The organism is Pseudomonas sp. FP2294 (genome assembly GCF_030687625.1).
Taxonomy (GTDB): domain Bacteria; phylum Pseudomonadota; class Gammaproteobacteria; order Pseudomonadales; family Pseudomonadaceae; genus Aquipseudomonas; species Aquipseudomonas shahriarae.
Window position 1 is genome coordinate 5,637,705 of the sequence record NZ_CP117441.1, and the last position, 15,204, is coordinate 5,652,908.

Genomic DNA, 15,204 nt, shown 5'->3' on the forward strand with positions numbered 1-15,204 from the left:
CTGCGCGTTCATTTCGCCAGCACCCAGACAATGCTCCAACAATTTCTGAATGACTTTGGCTACTTTGCCCTCTTCCTGGGGACGTTCTTTGAAGGTGAGACCATCCTGGTTCTCGCAGGCTTCCTTGCGTTCCGCGGATACATGGATATCAACGTGGTGGTGGTGGTGGCGTTCTTCGGCAGCTACGCCGGCGACCAGCTCTGGTACTTCATGGGCCGCAAGCATGGGCGCAAATTGTTGGCGCGCAGGCCACGCTGGCAACTGCTGGGCGATCGGGCATTGGAGCATATCCGCCGACACCCCGATATCTGGGTTCTGAGTTTCCGCTTCGTCTATGGCCTGCGCACGGTCATGCCCGTGGCCATTGGCCTGTCCGGCTACCCGCCGGGGCGCTACTTGTTTCTCAACGGTATCGGCGCGGCGATCTGGGCAGCAGCACTGGGCGCGGCGGCCTACCACTTCGGCGCTGTGCTCGAAGGTATGCTGGGCAGCGTCAAGAAATATGAGCTGTGGGTGTTGGGTGCCTTGCTGGTACTCGGCCTGGGCTTGTGGCTGCGCCGGCGCATCCGCAACGCCCGCCTGACCCGGGAAAACTGCGCGACCGAAAAAGCCCGGCTGGCGCAGGAGCAACTGGCCGAGCTGAAAAAGCCCGAGCCTACGACACCCATCGAGTAAGCCGGCCCCTGCAACAGTAGAGGCCGATGACACTGAGCAGGCTATAGCTGGCAAGCCCCGGCCAGCCCAACGCACTGGCCGGCCACAACCCGACCAGCGGCGCCAGCCACACCAGCGGCACATTCAGCCCCAACCGCAGCAACTCGGCCTTCAAGGCCCACGGGCGATTTTCCAGGGCCACGCCCAGGGTAAACAGTCCCAGTGCCATCACACTCCAACCCAGCACCAGCGCAGCCGTCGGCATGCCTTCGCCAACATTCATCAAATAGCTGCCCAACCCCACATACGCGGCAAATTGCAGGGCGATGTAAATCTGCTGGCGCGCGTCCAGGGGCACCTCGAATTTACGGAACTGGCTCAAGTCCGGCTTGGCCAGTGGGTACTTGGCCTTGACGTCCGCCGGGCGCCAGCCGGTGCGCATGAACCAGATGCGCAGTTTGTCCCACCCACTTTCGGTACGCCGGGCATCACTCCACAGCTGGGCATAGAACTGCAGGTTGGCCCACAGCGGATTCCAACTGGCCAGAGGCGTGGTCACGCCAAAGATCACCGGCTCGTTTTCGTCTTCTTCCTGGAACGAGCCAAACAAACGGTCCCAAATAATGAACACCCCGCCGTAGTTGCGATCCATGTAGAGAGCGTTCTGTGCATGGTGGGCCCGATGATTGGACGGGGTGACGAAAAACCACTCGAACCAACCGAGCTTGGGCACATGGCGGGTATGCACCCAGAATTGATACAACAGGTTGAGCGACGCCACGCTGATAAACACCAGCAGCGGCACGCCGACGACAGCCAGTGGCAGATAGAAGATCCAGCTCAGCAAAAAGCCCGTGCTGGTCTGGCGCAAGGCGGTGGTGAGGTTATAGTCCTCGCTCTGGTGATGCACCGAGTGCGCCGCCCACAGAATATTGCGCTCGTGGCCGCAGCGATGCAGCCAGTAGTAGCAGAAGTCGTAGAGGACAAAGGCGAACACCCAGGTCCAGGCGCTCTGGGTTGGCAGCTCGAACAGTGCCAAATGCTTGAGGGCGAAGGCGTAGGTCAGCAGGCCCACGCCTTTGGTCAGCAGCCCAGTGGTGGTGGACAATACACCGGTGCTCAAGCTGTTGATGGCGTCAGCCACCCGGTAGTTGCGCTCGCCGCGCCAACGGTCAGCCAACAGTTCGACCACAATCAAGGCAATGAAAAACGGTACCGCGTAAGGGACGAAGTCCATGGGCCAGTCCGGTCAATTATTGTTACATCAAGGTTAGGCCAGTGACCGGATATCCCAATGGCAATGCGAGACAAATAAGTAGACATTTAACGCCATAAATCAGGAGAAATGCCCATGAGCAAAAAGATTGCAGTGATCCTTTCCGGCTGTGGCGTGTACGACGGCGCTGAAATCCATGAAAGTGTTATCACGCTGCTGCGCCTGGATCAGCGCGGCGCTCAGGTTCAGTGCTTTGCCCCGGACATCGCGCAGCTGCATGTGATCAATCACCTCACGGGCGAAGAAATGCCCGAGTCGCGCAATGTATTGGTGGAGTCGGCGCGCATCGCCCGAGGCGAGGTGAAAGACATTCGCGAGGCCCGCGTGGAAGAGTTCGATGCGCTGGTCGTGCCCGGCGGTTTTGGCGCGGCGAAGAACCTGTCGAACTTTGCCATCGAAGGCGCCGGTTGCAGCGTCAACCCGGACGTACTGGCACTGGCCGAAGCCTTTGCCGAAGCAGGCAAGCCCGTGGGGCTGATCTGCATCTCGCCGGCCCTGGCGGCAAAAATCTACGGCCCTGGCGTGACCTGCACCATCGGCAACGACGCCGACACCGCGGCCGCCCTGGACAAGATGGGTGCCACCCACCAGGAATGCGCGGTAGACGAAATCGTCGAAGACAAGGCGCGCAAGCTGGTGAGCACGCCGGCCTATATGCTGGGCAAAAACATCAGCGAAGTGGCATCGGGGATCAACAAGCTGGTGGACCGGGTGCTGGAGCTGACCCACGAGAGCGACTGAATGGGCGACACCGATTAAAAATGTGGGAGCTGGCTTGTGTGGGAGCCAGCGTCCACACAAGCCAGCTCCCACAACTTGACCGCCAGTACCTTCAGGAAGCCGCCACCCGGCGCTTATCGGCCAACCGGCTGCGGCTGTACAGCACCACAATCGCAATGATCGCCACGGCCTGGGCACTCAACGAATACGCATCGGCATGGATGCCCAGCCAGTCGAAGTCAAAGAACGCCACCGGCCGGGTGCCGAAGATGCCCGCTTCCTGCAACGCCTTCACGCCATGCCCGGCAAATACCACCGACAGCGCGCACAGCAACGCCGCGTTAATCCCGAAGAACAGCGCCAACGGCAGCTTCGCCGAGCCGCGCAGGATGATCCACGCCAAGCCCATCAACAGCACCAGCGCCGTGGCGCCACCGGCCAGTACCGCGTTATGCCCGGCAGGACCGGCTTGCAGCCACAGGGTTTCGTAGAACAGGATCACTTCGAACAGTTCGCGGTACACCGAGAAGAACGCCAGGACCGCAAACCCAAAACGCCCACCACCGCCGACCAGGCTGCTCTTGATGTAGTCCTGCCAGGCGGCCGCGTGGCGTCGGTCGTGCATCCACACCCCGAGCCACAGCACCATCACGCTGGCAAACAGCGCCGTACAGCCTTCGAGCAGTTCACGCTGGGCGCCGCTGACGTCAATCACATACGCCGCCAGGGCCCAGGTCGCCGCACCGGCGACCAACGCCAGGGCCCAACCGACGTTGACACTGCGCACCGCCGATTGCTGGCCGGTGTTACGCAAAAAGGCCAGGATTGCCGCCAGCACCAGAATCGCTTCCAACCCTTCACGCAGCAGAATCAGCAAGCCCGAGATGTAGCTCAACGACCAGCTCAGGCCGTCGCCGCCCAACAGGCCGGCCGCTTCAGTGAGTTTGCCCTTGGCCACGTCCAGGCGCTGCTGGACCTGCTCGATCGGCAAACCATCCTGCAACGACTGCCGATACGCCATCAGGGCTTTCTCGGTGTCCTTGCGCACGTTGGCATCGACGTTGTCCAGGGAGCTTTCCACCAGCTCGAAGCCTTCCAGGTACGCCGCTACCGACAGGTCGTAGGCCTGTTCGTGCTCACCGCTGCGGAACGCTGCCAGGCTCTTGTCCAGGGTGGCAGCGGTGTACTCCAGCAACTGCGCCGGGCCACGCTGGACCTGGGGCGGCTGGGCGCGCTGGGCGCGGAACACCCGGACCGCGTCCGGCCCCTCGGCGGCCAGCACTTCTTCCGGGGTCTGGCGTGCCAGGTCGGCCAGGTTGAAGGATTTTTCGCTTTTCGCGGCGGCCGGGTCGGCAGTAAAGCCGGCGATATAGGTGGCCAGGTCCCAGCGCTGCCGGTCATCCAACTGGTCGGCGAACGACGGCATGTCGGTGCCTTCGACGCCCAGGCCCAGGGTGTTGTAGATACCGTAGAGGCTCAGACGGTCCAGACGCTGGGCATCGCGCAGGTTGGCCGGCGGTGGGGCCATACCGACACCGGCCGGGCCATCGCCCGCACCGGCGTCACCGTGGCACACCGAACAGTGCTGGGCGTACAGCGGCGCACCGCGCGTAGGGTCCGGGGTAATGGCCGGCGCCTGGCTGACCTCATAGGCGGCCGCCAGTTGCGCACCCAGTTGACGCGCCTGGCGCGCTACCGCGTTGCCATCCTGGCGGTTAGTGACAGCGGCCAGCAGCTCATCGACGCCTTTGACCAGGCTCGCACGCTCGGGCTTGTCGGGCAGCTCTACCACCAGCCCCTGCAACACGCCGAGAAACTCCACCTGTTCGCGGTATTCGGAGTCGTCGACCACCTTGCCCGCCTCCACCGTCGGCGGATAGTCAGCGCCAATGTAGTCCAGTAAATGCAGGGCCTGGGGCGCACCCTCTGCGGTAGCAGCCAGCAGATTGAAGCTGCACGACACCAACGCCGGCAGCAACAGCCAGGCGAGAAAACGGGAGGGGGCAGTCATGAATGAATCCCAAATGGAAACAAGAAGTAACACATTGTCGAATGTTAATCGGTTTGACTCAAGACGTTAGTGCTTTGGCCGCTGAAATGACTCGCTCAGGTAGGGGCCAACCCTCAAATAAAGCAGCGGAAAAGCCATTGTTTTGCCAGTAACGAGGCCTATAATGCGCCGCCTTCGTTATCGCGAAACGGCATTTAGGCTCCTCTTTTTATGAGGGATGTGTGGGAAAAGGTTTTTCCTGCACTTGGTTATTTGGCCCGACCAGCCCCTTCGGCCGATTACGCTCAGGGAAGCAGCACCTCAATGGCATCTCGCGTCTTTACCTCCCTTGCCCTCGCGGCACTCACGCTGCTGTCGGGCTGTTCGATGTTCCGCAGCTACGACACTGAACTGCAAGCCACCAACCAGCAGTTGGCCAGCGGCAATGTCGATGGCGCGCTGACCCTGCTGGAGAAGAACAACAGCAGCGAAGACAAAGACCTTCTCTACTACTTCGAAAAAGGCGAGTTGCTGCGGGCCAAGGGCGATCTGACCGGCAGCCAGGCGGCTTGGCACCGGGCAGACCTGGTGGTGTACAAGTGGGAAGAGTCGGTCAGGTTCGACACCGAGCGCTATCTCGCGCAATTCGGTAGCTTCCTGGTCAACGACAAGGTGCGGCGCTACGAAGGGTATGACTATGAAAAAGTCATGCTCACCACCCAGATGGCGTTGAACCTGCTGGCCGTCAATGACTTCGACGGCGCGCGCACCGAAATCAAGAAAACCCACGAACGCGAAGCGGTGATCGCCGAACTGCGGGACAAGGAATACCTCAAGCGCGAAAACGAAGCCGAGCGCCAGGGCGTGGCCACGCAGTTCAAGGATCTGCGCGGCTATCCGGTGGAAAGTCTCGATGCGCCGGACGTGGTGGGCCTGAAGAACAGCTACCAGAGCGCGTTCAGTCATTACCTGGCCGGTTTCATCTACGAAGCCCTGGGCGAAAAGGACCTGGCCGCGCCGGGCTACCGCAAAGCCGCCGAACTGCGCCCCAATACACCGTTGCTGGAACAGGCCCTGCTCGACCTGGATGCCTCCCGCGTGGCAGCTGACGAAAGCGACGTGCTGATCGTAGTGCAGAGCGGCCTGGCGCCGGCCCGCGACTCGATCCGCCTGCCGTTGCCGATCCCTATCGACGGGCATTGGGTGATCACACCGCTGTCGTTCCCGGTGATCAAGCCAGACACTTCGACGGCCACCTTTGCGCAGATCGGCGTCGATGGTCGGCAGCAGAACCTCACGCCCCTCAACAGCACCACTGCAATGTCGCGCCGCGCCCTGCGCGACGACATGCCGGGGATCATCCTGCGTACCACCGTGCGCGCCATCAGCCGCGGCGTGACGCAAAAAAACCTCAACCAGACCAACCCGATGGCCGGCCTGGTGCTGGGCATCGCGTCCGCCGTCACCGAAGGCGCCGATACCCGCACCTGGCGCACCCTGCCGGACCTGACCCAGGTCACGCGCCTGCGCCTCAAGCACGGTGAGCACCAGGTGAGCCTGCCCAATGCCTTGGGCGGCACCCTGGTGACGGTCAAGGCCGAACAACGCCATCAGGTGATCACTTTGCGAGTGGTCGGCAACCAGGTCTTCACCAGCGGCGTGGCCGCCCATGTGGTCGCGAGCAACCCGGCCCAGGCCGTCGCCAGCCTCAAACAACCTTAAGGAGCACGCTATGCGTCATTTCATCCTCGGCGCCCTGGCGCTGATCTTCCTCGCCGGTTGCGCCACCCCGCCGCCGGAACCAGGCAGCGCCGCGAGCAAAGTCGTGGTGATGGGCAAGTTCAAGGGCATCGCCGTCGGCGCCATTCGGGTAGCCCGCGAGAACGGCTTCCTGACGGCCAAGGTGCAACTGAGCAACATCACCAGCAGCAACCAGATGATGTATTACCGCTTCGCCTGGCTGGGCGCCGATGGCTTCCCGGTGGGTGACGAAGAAACCTGGAAAGTGCTGAACCTCTACGCCAACCAGGCCACCTTCCTGCCGGCCATCGCCAACCTGCCCCAGGCCGCCGACTTCCGCCTTGAAGTCAAGACGCCTTGAGCCAGCCCCCTATTCAGTTTTCGAGAGACATTCCCATGTTTGTACGCTTTTCGTTCCTCGCCGTAGTCGCCGTCCTGGCCAGCGGCTGCGCCAACACCTCGCCGGTCATCGGCGGTAAAAATATCAGCTACGGCGACACCAAGGCCGTGGAACTGGTGACCAACGAGTTCGGTTCCACCGACCTGCAGATGATCGCCGAAAGCATGACCCGCTCCCTGGCGCAGTCCGGCATCCTCCAGGGCCGCCCGGTGGTGCAGGTGTATGACGTGAAGAACAAGACCAGCGAGTACATCGACACCCGCGAGATCACCACCTCGATCAAGACCCAACTGATGAAGACCGGCACCGCCCGCTTCGCCAGCGACAACACCGATATGCAAAGCCAGGTCGACCAGCTCAAGCTGCAAAACCAGAGCGGCCTGTACAAGAAATCCACGGTCAGCAAGACCGGCAACATGGTTGCCGCCAAGTACCGCCTGGAAGGCTCCATCAGCTCCATCGTCAAGCGCAGCGCCGACTACAAGGACGTGTTCTACAAGTTCAGCCTGCAGTTGATCGACGTCGAAAGCGGCCTGGCGGAATGGATGGACGAAAAAGAAATCCGCAAGACCACGGAGCGCTAAGCCATGCGTCCATGGATCGGCATCATCGCCCTGCTGTGCAGCGTTGGCGCCTGGGCGGCGCCGAAAATCGCGGTGACGGACCTGGCCTACGAGGCGCGGGTGGAGGAATACATCCACGCCGTCGCGGCGACCAATAACTTCCAGGCCAGCCCGTACAACGCCAGCGGTGCGTCCAGCTACACCGAGTTCGAGAGCCGCAACAGCTACATCGAACAGAGTGAGCTGCGTAAATTCAGCGGCGATATCAAGGGGGAGATTCTCAAGTCGCGCCAGTTCCAGTTGGTCCAGGGCACGCCCTACACCAGCGAGGCCAAGGGCGATGTGTACGACGTGATCAAGCGGATCAAGGCCGGCCACTTCAAGGGCGCCGACTATGTGCTGTTTGGTACTTTGTCGGATATCGACTTCACCCAGGACATCAACGCCCTGGATCGCACCAACAGCTATTCAGCGGTGCTGGGACTGGCGGTCGTGGCGGACTTCAGCCTGATCAACACCCGCACCTATGAAATCACCTCGGCGTTTACCGCCATGGGTGAGGGCCAGGACACCAAGCTGGTGAACAGTCGCGACGTGCGCGTCAGCCTGAGCCGGCCACGGGTGGTGAAGGAAGTGTCGAAAACCTTGGGTGAAGATGTGGCGCGCCAGCTGCAGGAGCAACTGGGCGGTGGCTACCAGGAGCCTGGGCAGCCGGCATTGCGCAACAACCTGCCAAGGGATGAGGCGCCGAAAATCCTGCACTGAAGCTCAATGGCTCGGCTAGCTCCCACAGTTTTGATTGGACTTGTTCAGTCAGGCCGTGGCGCGATGCAGGCTGGCGAGGAAACCCGCAGCGCCCACGAACAACCCGGCAAAAGTGCGGTTCACGCGTTTCTGCTGCTTGGGCGTGCGCAACAGGCGCAGCACCTTCGACGCCAGCCCGGTGTAGCCCGCCATCACGATCATATCCACGCCAATCATGGTCGCACCGAGGATCAGGTACTGAATCAGCAGCGGCGCCTGTGGGTTCACGAACTGCGGCAGCACCGCCAGCATGAACACCAGAGCCTTGGGGTTGCTGGCATTGACCAGGAAACCACGGAACATCATCGCCAGCGGCTTGCCGATCGGGCGGACTGGCCCGTCATCGCTCATGTCCATGGGCAGGGCGCGCCATTGCTTGACGGCCAGGTACACCAGGTACGCCACGCCAAACCATTTGATCGCATAGAACGCGGTTGAGGACGTCGCCAGAACGGCGCCCAGGCCGCCCGCCACCACGGCAATCTGCATCGCCAGGCCCAATTGCAGGCCAATGGCGTTCCAGTAACCGCGCAGGAAACCATATTGCAGGCCGCTGGACATGGAGGCGATGGCGCCCGCGCCGGGGGAGAGACTGATGATCCAACTGGCCAGGAAGAAGGCCAGCCATGTGTCGAGCGCCATTACACACCTCGTAGCAAATTCGTTGTCAGCACTAAGCTAACGCCAAGGACCGAGGGCTGGCTAGAGAATTTTTAAGGTAAAGGGCTGATATCGCTACCGCGCCAGCGGCGTACCGAGCGCTGGAAGAACAGGCTGTTGGGTACTTGCACCACGGCGCTGTCGGTGCCCGCTTCGGCCACTTCGATCAGCGTGGTGTACAGCAGGTTGATCGCGATCACCCGGCCTTTGACGCCGGGCTTGTCGACGGTGTCCACCAGCTCGACCACATCACCCAGGCGAAACGGCCCGACGGTGAAGATCAGGATCGCGCACAGCAGGTTGGACAGCACCGACCACATGGCAAAGAACGCTACCGCCGCGACGGCCACAAAACCCGAGAGCGCGGTCCACAGCACGGTGGCCGAGACCCCCAGGCGTTCGAGGACGAAGATCAGCGCACTGCCCATGATCAGCCAACGCAGGCCACCACGCAGGGGCATCAGCAGTTGCGGCGGAAACGGATAGCGCTCACCCAGGCGCGTCAGGCCCTTGGCGACGAAGCGCTGGGCCAGGTAACCGGCCAGCAGGATCAGCAGGATTTGCACACCGACCCACATCGGTTCGATCCATTGCGCCGGCAGTGGCAGCTGCAAGGCTTCCATCAGGACAGCGCCTCCAACTCCGCTTGCAGGCCTTCCAGCAGTTCGAGGGCTTCCATCCAGGTCTCCTCCAGTTGCCCTTCGCGCACCTTGAGCTTGGCCTGTTCGGCCAGCAGGTCGCGCAGCTCATCCTTGCGGGCCGCTTCGTACACCGCGCTGTCGCCGAGGCTGGTTTCGATCTTGGCCAGGCGTTCGTGGACCTTGCCCAATTCGGCTTCAAGCTTGTCGGCTTCGCGTTTGTGCGGTGCCAACTGCTGGCGCAGGGCCGCAGCAGCCTGGCGCTGGGCTTTTTTGTCGGTCTTGTCCGGGTTGACCGGGGTGTTGCTGACCGGCGCGTTGCGCAGACGGTAGTCGGTCAACCAACGGGCGTAGTCGTCCAGGTCGCCATCAAACTCTTCGACCTTGCCATCGGCCACCAGCAGGAAGTTGTCGGTGGTGCTCTTGAGCAAGTGGCGGTCGTGAGACACCACCAGCACAGCGCCACTGAATTCCTGCAGGGCCATGGTCAGCGCCAGGCGCATTTCCAGGTCCAGGTGGTTGGTCGGTTCGTCGAGCAGCAGCAGGTTGGGACGGTCCCAGGCGATCAGGGCCAGGGCCAGGCGGGCTTTTTCGCCGCCGGAGAAATTCAGCACCGGCTCGTCGATGCGCGCACCACGGAAGTCGAAACCGCCAAGGAAGTCGCGCAGGGTCTGTTCGCGCTCGGTCGGCGCCAGGCGTTGCAGGTGCAACAGCGGGCTGGCCTTGGCGTCGAGGGAGTCCAATTGATGCTGGGCGAAGTAGCCCACCACCAGGTTCTCGCCACGGGTCAGGCGTCCGGCCAGGGGTTGCAGCTCGCCCGACAGGTTCTTGATCAGCGTCGACTTGCCCGCGCCGTTGGGGCCGAGCAAGCCGATGCGCGCGCCCGGGGTGAGCTGCAGCTTGACCTTCTCCAGGATGGTCTTGTCGCCATAACCCAGGCGGGCATCCGAGAGGTCGAGCAAGGGGCTAGAGATTTTCACTGACTCGCGGAACACAAAGTCGAACGGCGAATCGACGTGGGCCGCCGACAGCTCTTCCATGCGCTCCAGGGCCTTGATCCGGCTCTGGGCCTGACGGGCCTTGGTGGCCTGGGCCTTGAACCGGGCGATGTAGCTTTCCATATGCGCACGTTGCGCCTGCTGCTTCTCGAAGGCCTGCTGTTGCTGGGCCAGGCGTTCGGCACGGGCCCGCTCGAACGCGGTGTAGCCGCCGCGATAGAGGGTGATTTTCTTCTGTTCGACATGGGCGATGTTATCGACCACGGCGTCGAGGAAATCCCGGTCGTGGGAGATCAGCAGCAACGTGCCTGGGTAACTCTTGAGGAAATCCTCCAGCCACAGGATTGCATCCAGATCCAGGTGGTTGGTCGGTTCGTCGAGCAGCAACAGGTCCGAGGGGCACATCAGCGCCTGGGCCAGGTTCAGGCGCATGCGCCAGCCACCGGAGAAGTCGGCAACCGGGCGGTCCATCTGTTCGTTGGTGAACCCGAGGCCGGCGAGCATTTTGCGCGCGCGGGCGTCGGCGGTGTAGCCGTCGGCACTGTCGAGTTCCGAGTGCAGGCGGGCCTGGGCGGCACCGTCCTGGGCTTTCTCGGCCTCGGCCAGGTCGTGTTGCACCTGACGCAGACGCAGGTCGCCATCGAGCACGTAGTCGATCGCGATGCGGTCCAGGGTGTCGATCTCCTGGCGCATGTGGGCGATACGCCAGTCGGCTGGCAGCAGGCAGTCCCCGGAATCAGGGGTCAGCTCACCGAGCAACAGGGCGAACAACGTGGATTTGCCGGCGCCATTGGCACCGATCAGGCCGGCTTTGTGACCGGCGTGCAGGGTCAGCTCGGCGTCTTCGAGAAGACGTTGCGGGCCACGCTGTAATGTTAGGCTTTGAAGTCGGATCATAATGGCGGCGGAGTCTACCAGCTTCGTTGGCCGCTGGCTTGGGTGTGAACATGTGCGCTGACCTGTGGAGCTTTGCCCTCTCGACCTACGCCCGTACGGGCGCTGAAGATGCCTGCCTGCGCTTGCAGGAGCAAGGGGCGGATGTGTGTCTGTTGTTGTGCGGGCTGTGGCTGGAACAGCGCGGGGTGGCCCTTGAACCTGGACGCGTGCAGGCGCTGCGAGCAATCGCCGGTCCCTGGCAGGCAGACGTTGTGGAGCCCTTGCGCAGGGTGCGCAAGCAATGGCGCGCCATAGCGCAGCAGGATGTGGGGCTGGGAACGTTGCGCGAGCGGGTCAAGGCCCTGGAACTGGAAGCCGAACAGCAGTTGCTGTTACGTCTGGAAGCGCTGGCACAGGCTTGGCCAACGGGAGAACGCGCCACGCATCAGACATGGCTTGAAGGACTGGCGACCGAAGCCGCCAACCTTGACCACGACGCGCTGCTTCAGCTGCGCGCCGCGGCCACCGGCACTTAGGAAGCGCTGGTTGGGGTGGTGCCTGGTGCTACCGGGGCAGGCGTGCTGCTGGCCGGTGCAGTGGTAGCGGCTGGCGCTGCCGGTGCGGCAGGAGTCGCTGGCTTGGCAGCTGCTGGAGCTGGCGCGGGTTTGGCAGCCGCAGGTTTGGCAACCGGCTTGGCTGCTGGTTTTGCAGCAGCAGGTTTGGCAGCTGGCTTTGCAGCAGCAGTTTTAGCAACTGGCTTGGCGGCTGGTTTCGCAGCAGCAGTTTTAGCAGCTGGCTTGGCGGCTGGTTTCGCAGCAGCAGTTTTAGCAGCTGGCTTGGCGGCTGGTTTCGCAGCAGCAGCTTTAGCAGCTGGCTTGGCGGCTGGTTTCGCAGCAGCAGTTTTAGCAGCAGGCTTGGCGGCTGGTTTCGCAGCAGCAGCTTTAGCAGCAGGCTTGGCGGCTGGTTTCGCAGCAGCAGTTTTAGCAGCAGGCTTGGCGGCTGGTTTTGCAGCAGCAGTTTTAGCAGCAGGCTTGGCGGCTGGTTTTGCAGCAGCAGTTTTAGCAGCAGGCTTGGCGGCTGGTTTTGCAGCAGCAGTTTTAGCAACTGGCTTGGCGGCTGGTTTCGCAGCAGCAGCTTTAGCAGGCGCTTTTTTAGCAGCAGGCTTGGCCGCAACTTTGGCCGGCGCCTTGGCCGCAACTGCCTTGGCTGGTGTACGAGTGCTCAACACTTTGGCCACAGCTTCTTTCACACGACCCACGCCCTGCGCCAGTTTCAGGCTCTCTTGGGCATCGCGCTTGAGTTGAAGGATGTAGGTGCGGGTTTCGGATTGACGATCCTTGAGGGCATCGAGCAAGTCCTCAAGTTCTTTGACGGCGCCCTTGGCTTTGGTTTGCGCCTTGGCTTTGCCGGCGGTCGCGGCGTCTTGCAGTTTAGTGCGGGATTTGTGCAGTTTTTCTTGAGCCTTGCCGCGTTGTTTTTCCAGCTTGGCGAGCAATTTCTCTGCATCAGCCAAGGCTTGGGAGCAAGCACTTTCCAAATGTTCGAGCAGGCTGCCCGAGAGTTGTTGGAGCAAGTGCAACGGGGTATTAACAGGCTTCTGTTTGGCCGACATGGTTTACCTCCTGGCTGACGTGGGTGCGGCTCATACTAGCCCTCTGCTCTTACCGCCGCTAGGGCATGTTGACAGTATCGAATGCGTTGCGTTGCACCGCACAAAAATTCTTATTGATATAACGAAAAACCGCTCCGGTTTTTGCCCATCCACACTGGCATAATCCACCGCACTTTCGGCTGGAGAACACCCATGTCGCGTTACCTTTTTTTCATCCTGGGTTTGTCGCTTTCAGTGGCCAACGCAAGTGAGCCGACGGCGTCCAAAGACAGCCACGATCTGGCCTACAGCCTGGGCGCCAGCCTAGGCGAACGCCTGCGCCAGGAAGTCCCCGACTTGCAGATCCAGGCCTTGCTCGAAGGCCTCAAGCAGGCCTATCAAGGCAAGCCCCTGGCCCTGGATGACGCGCGTATCACACAAATTCTTGCCCAGCACGAAGCACAGGCCAGCGCCGAGGCCCAAGTGCCGCAAAGCGAAAAGGCCCTCGCCGCCGAGCAACAATTCATGTCCACGGAAAAAGCCCGGGCCGGCGTGCGCGAATTGGCCGACGGTATCTTGCTCACAGAGTTGGCCGCCGGCAGCGGGAAAAAGCCGGGCGCCCGTGACAGGGTTCAAGTGAAGTACGTGGGGCGATTGCCCGATGGGACGATTTTCGACCAGAGTGCCCAGCCCCAATGGTTTCGCCTGGACAGCGTGATCAGCGGCTGGCAAAGCGCATTGCAACAGATGCCGGTTGGCGCGAAGTGGCGCCTGGTCATTCCATCGGCCCAAGCTTATGGCGCAGACGGTGCGGGTGAGCTGATCGCGCCTTACACGCCACTGGTTTTCGAGATTGAGCTGCTCGCAATCGGTAGCTGAACCCAACGAAAAACGGTGCGCCATGCGCACCGTTTTTTGTCTTGCCGCTGAGGCTCAAGCCTGGGTTGCAGGCTCTTCCTTGTGGGCGTTGTGCAGCACTTCGATCAGGCAGTCTTCCAGTTCGAAGCGCTCATGGAGCAGGCCGCCCAGCTCTTTGAATTTTTCGGCAACGCACTTGCCTTTGTCGCAAAGGTCGTTAAAGGCCAGGAGTTTTTCGGTGATGACATCAATGCGCGGGTAAATAGTCTCGGCCAAGTCCAGGCCACGCTGGTCGTCGAAGGCCTCGGCCTCCTTGGTCAATTGCTCATAGACCCCGAAGTGACCTGCCGAGACGTAATCCACCAAGACACCACAGAAGTCCTGCAGAGATCCACGGTTCTCAGCCAGCGCTTCGGGCTTCTCACCGAGAGCATCAAAGGCTCGAACCAATTCGTGACGTGCCTTCAACCAGCTGTCGATCAGCTTATGCACACCACCCCAGCGTTCCTGAGCATTCTGACAACTTTCCAACATGATGATCTCTTCCCTTATGGGCGGTGCCGCTTTTGCCCGCGCAACACTTCGAGGATAAAGCGGCACCGGACAACGCCGCATCGAACAAACTGTTTCAATAACGCGTGCGGGCCAGATTATGCCCGCATGACTATGGCTTCAAGGTACGCAGACCAGAAAGTTCATACAAGTGTTTAATCCCATCCTACGAGCCAACAACCCCAATCAGTGCTTCACAAACCGCAAACCCTGACCGGACAACAGGCGTGAAAACTGCGTCCCTCCCAGGATGAGCATGGCAATGAAGAACAGCAGGCTCCATTCCGGGATGCTCAAGTCGAACAACGTCCAGTTGATTTCCACACAGTCGACGGTGCCCTTGAATGCCAGTTGCAGGGCTTGCCCCAGCGTCAGGTTTTCGATCATGTATTCCAGGCTTGGCCAGCAGTTGGGCATCTGGTCAGGCGGGATATTCTGCAACAGCACCTGGCGCACCGCTGTCACTGCGCCGAGCAATGCACAGCCCATGCTCGCCGCCCAATACAGGTAAATGCCCACACGCCTGGGGCCATGGAGCGTCGCTATCAGGTTGATCAGGGTGAACACCGCCAGCAGGCTGCGCTGGATCAGGCACAGGAAACAAGGTCGCAGCAATGCCCCATATTCCAGATAAAAAGACGCGCCCAACGTCAGCACACCGGCCATGAACGCCAGGAAGAACAAGGAGCGTGAGGGGGCCAAAGACATTGTTTATCCGCAACGCAAGAGATAGGTAGTTACGGTAGAGGAAAGACCTTACCCCTTTCAATACGCGCTGGAGCAGACGCTTCCGTGAGATCGCAGGGATATACCGTCAGAAGGTAGGTAACTTTGCGTGGCTCAGTGTGGGAAACCACCTCAGCCCCTGAAACGCCCCTAACCAA

16 protein-coding genes are annotated in these 15,204 nt (G+C 61.4%); 8 read left to right on the forward strand and 8 right to left on the reverse strand.

From position 1 onward, the window contains the following. Positions 1–30: 30 nt before the first annotated feature. Entirely contained in the window at positions 31–675 is a 645-nt protein-coding gene (locus tag PSH73_RS25510) for a DedA family protein (protein WP_120734322.1), read from the forward strand. Here PSH73_RS25510 and PSH73_RS25515 read toward each other — a convergent pair. After that, a complete protein-coding gene (locus PSH73_RS25515) occupies positions 656–1,891 on the reverse strand; it encodes a sterol desaturase family protein (protein ID WP_120734323.1) in 1,236 nt (411 codons plus the stop codon). The genes PSH73_RS25510 and PSH73_RS25515 overlap by 20 nt on opposite strands. A 114-nt stretch (positions 1,892–2,005) precedes the next feature. On the opposite strand from PSH73_RS25515, the gene elbB reads away from it, so the two are divergent. Next, positions 2,006–2,671 (forward strand): isoprenoid biosynthesis glyoxalase ElbB, encoded by a 666-nt coding sequence (elbB, locus tag PSH73_RS25520; RefSeq protein ID WP_057440464.1) that lies wholly within the window; start codon positions 2,006–2,008, stop codon positions 2,669–2,671. A 91-nt stretch (positions 2,672–2,762) separates the two neighbouring features. On the opposite strand, the gene PSH73_RS25525 is transcribed toward elbB, so the two are convergent. Next, positions 2,763–4,661, reverse strand: coding sequence for an FTR1 family protein (locus PSH73_RS25525; protein ID WP_120734324.1), 1,899 nt, complete (start codon positions 4,659–4,661; stop codon positions 2,763–2,765). Between the two features lie 303 nt (positions 4,662–4,964). Here PSH73_RS25525 and PSH73_RS25530 point away from each other — a divergent pair, with 303 nt between their 5' ends. The 4 genes from PSH73_RS25530 to PSH73_RS25545 are packed head-to-tail and all read left to right on the forward strand — an operon-like array spanning position 4,965 to position 8,108. Then, positions 4,965–6,362 carry a COG3014 family protein gene (locus PSH73_RS25530; RefSeq protein WP_057440465.1) on the forward strand — a complete coding sequence of 466 codons (1,398 nt, stop codon included), beginning with the start codon at positions 4,965–4,967 and terminating at the stop codon, positions 6,360–6,362. A 10-nt stretch (positions 6,363–6,372) separates the two neighbouring features. Continuing rightward, positions 6,373–6,741 (forward strand): YcfL family protein, encoded by a 369-nt coding sequence (locus tag PSH73_RS25535; protein ID WP_029289599.1) that lies wholly within the window; start codon positions 6,373–6,375, stop codon positions 6,739–6,741. 35 nt (positions 6,742–6,776) lie between these two features. Continuing rightward, the gene (gene lpoB / locus PSH73_RS25540; RefSeq protein ID WP_057960964.1) at positions 6,777–7,364 is read left to right on the forward strand and encodes a penicillin-binding protein activator LpoB; all 588 of its coding nucleotides are present in this window, start codon (positions 6,777–6,779) and stop codon (positions 7,362–7,364) included. Between the two features lie 3 nt (positions 7,365–7,367). Next, complete coding sequence (locus PSH73_RS25545; RefSeq protein ID WP_057440467.1) at positions 7,368–8,108, forward strand: hypothetical protein; 741 nt, start codon at positions 7,368–7,370, stop codon at positions 8,106–8,108. A 48-nt stretch (positions 8,109–8,156) separates the two neighbouring features. On the opposite strand, the gene PSH73_RS25550 is transcribed toward PSH73_RS25545, so the two are convergent. From PSH73_RS25550 to PSH73_RS25560, 3 genes are all read right to left on the reverse strand, one after another. Further along, positions 8,157–8,789 carry a LysE family transporter gene (locus PSH73_RS25550; RefSeq protein WP_057960965.1) on the reverse strand — a complete coding sequence of 211 codons (633 nt, stop codon included), beginning with the start codon at positions 8,787–8,789 and terminating at the stop codon, positions 8,157–8,159. 71 nt (positions 8,790–8,860) lie between these two features. Further along, positions 8,861–9,430 carry a mechanosensitive ion channel family protein gene (locus PSH73_RS25555; RefSeq protein ID WP_120734326.1) on the reverse strand — a complete coding sequence of 190 codons (570 nt, stop codon included), beginning with the start codon at positions 9,428–9,430 and terminating at the stop codon, positions 8,861–8,863. Next, on the reverse strand, positions 9,430–11,340 hold the full coding sequence (locus tag PSH73_RS25560; protein ID WP_057960966.1) for an ATP-binding cassette domain-containing protein: 1,911 nt from the start codon (positions 11,338–11,340) through the stop codon (positions 9,430–9,432). The genes PSH73_RS25555 and PSH73_RS25560 overlap by 1 nt, the downstream gene beginning before the upstream one ends. A gap of 50 nt (positions 11,341–11,390) precedes the next feature. Here PSH73_RS25560 and PSH73_RS25565 point away from each other — a divergent pair, with 50 nt between their 5' ends. Next, entirely contained in the window at positions 11,391–11,855 is a 465-nt protein-coding gene (locus PSH73_RS25565; protein WP_057960967.1) for a TIGR02444 family protein, read from the forward strand. On the opposite strand, the gene PSH73_RS25570 is transcribed toward PSH73_RS25565, so the two are convergent. Further along, complete coding sequence (locus PSH73_RS25570; protein ID WP_305461600.1) at positions 11,852–12,931, reverse strand: AlgP family protein; 1,080 nt, start codon at positions 12,929–12,931, stop codon at positions 11,852–11,854. The genes PSH73_RS25565 and PSH73_RS25570 overlap by 4 nt on opposite strands. A gap of 192 nt (positions 12,932–13,123) precedes the next feature. Here PSH73_RS25570 and PSH73_RS25575 point away from each other — a divergent pair, with 192 nt between their 5' ends. Then, entirely contained in the window at positions 13,124–13,789 is a 666-nt protein-coding gene (locus PSH73_RS25575) for an FKBP-type peptidyl-prolyl cis-trans isomerase (RefSeq protein WP_057960977.1), read from the forward strand. Between the two features lie 54 nt (positions 13,790–13,843). Here PSH73_RS25575 and PSH73_RS25580 read toward each other — a convergent pair whose 3' ends face one another. Then, positions 13,844–14,302, reverse strand: a complete 459-nt coding sequence (locus tag PSH73_RS25580) for an Rsd/AlgQ family anti-sigma factor (protein WP_057440472.1) — start codon at positions 14,300–14,302, stop codon at positions 13,844–13,846. Between the two features lie 204 nt (positions 14,303–14,506). Beyond that, positions 14,507–15,028, reverse strand: a complete 522-nt coding sequence (locus PSH73_RS25585) for a disulfide bond formation protein B (protein WP_057440473.1) — start codon at positions 15,026–15,028, stop codon at positions 14,507–14,509. Between the last annotated feature and the right edge of the window lie 176 nt (positions 15,029–15,204).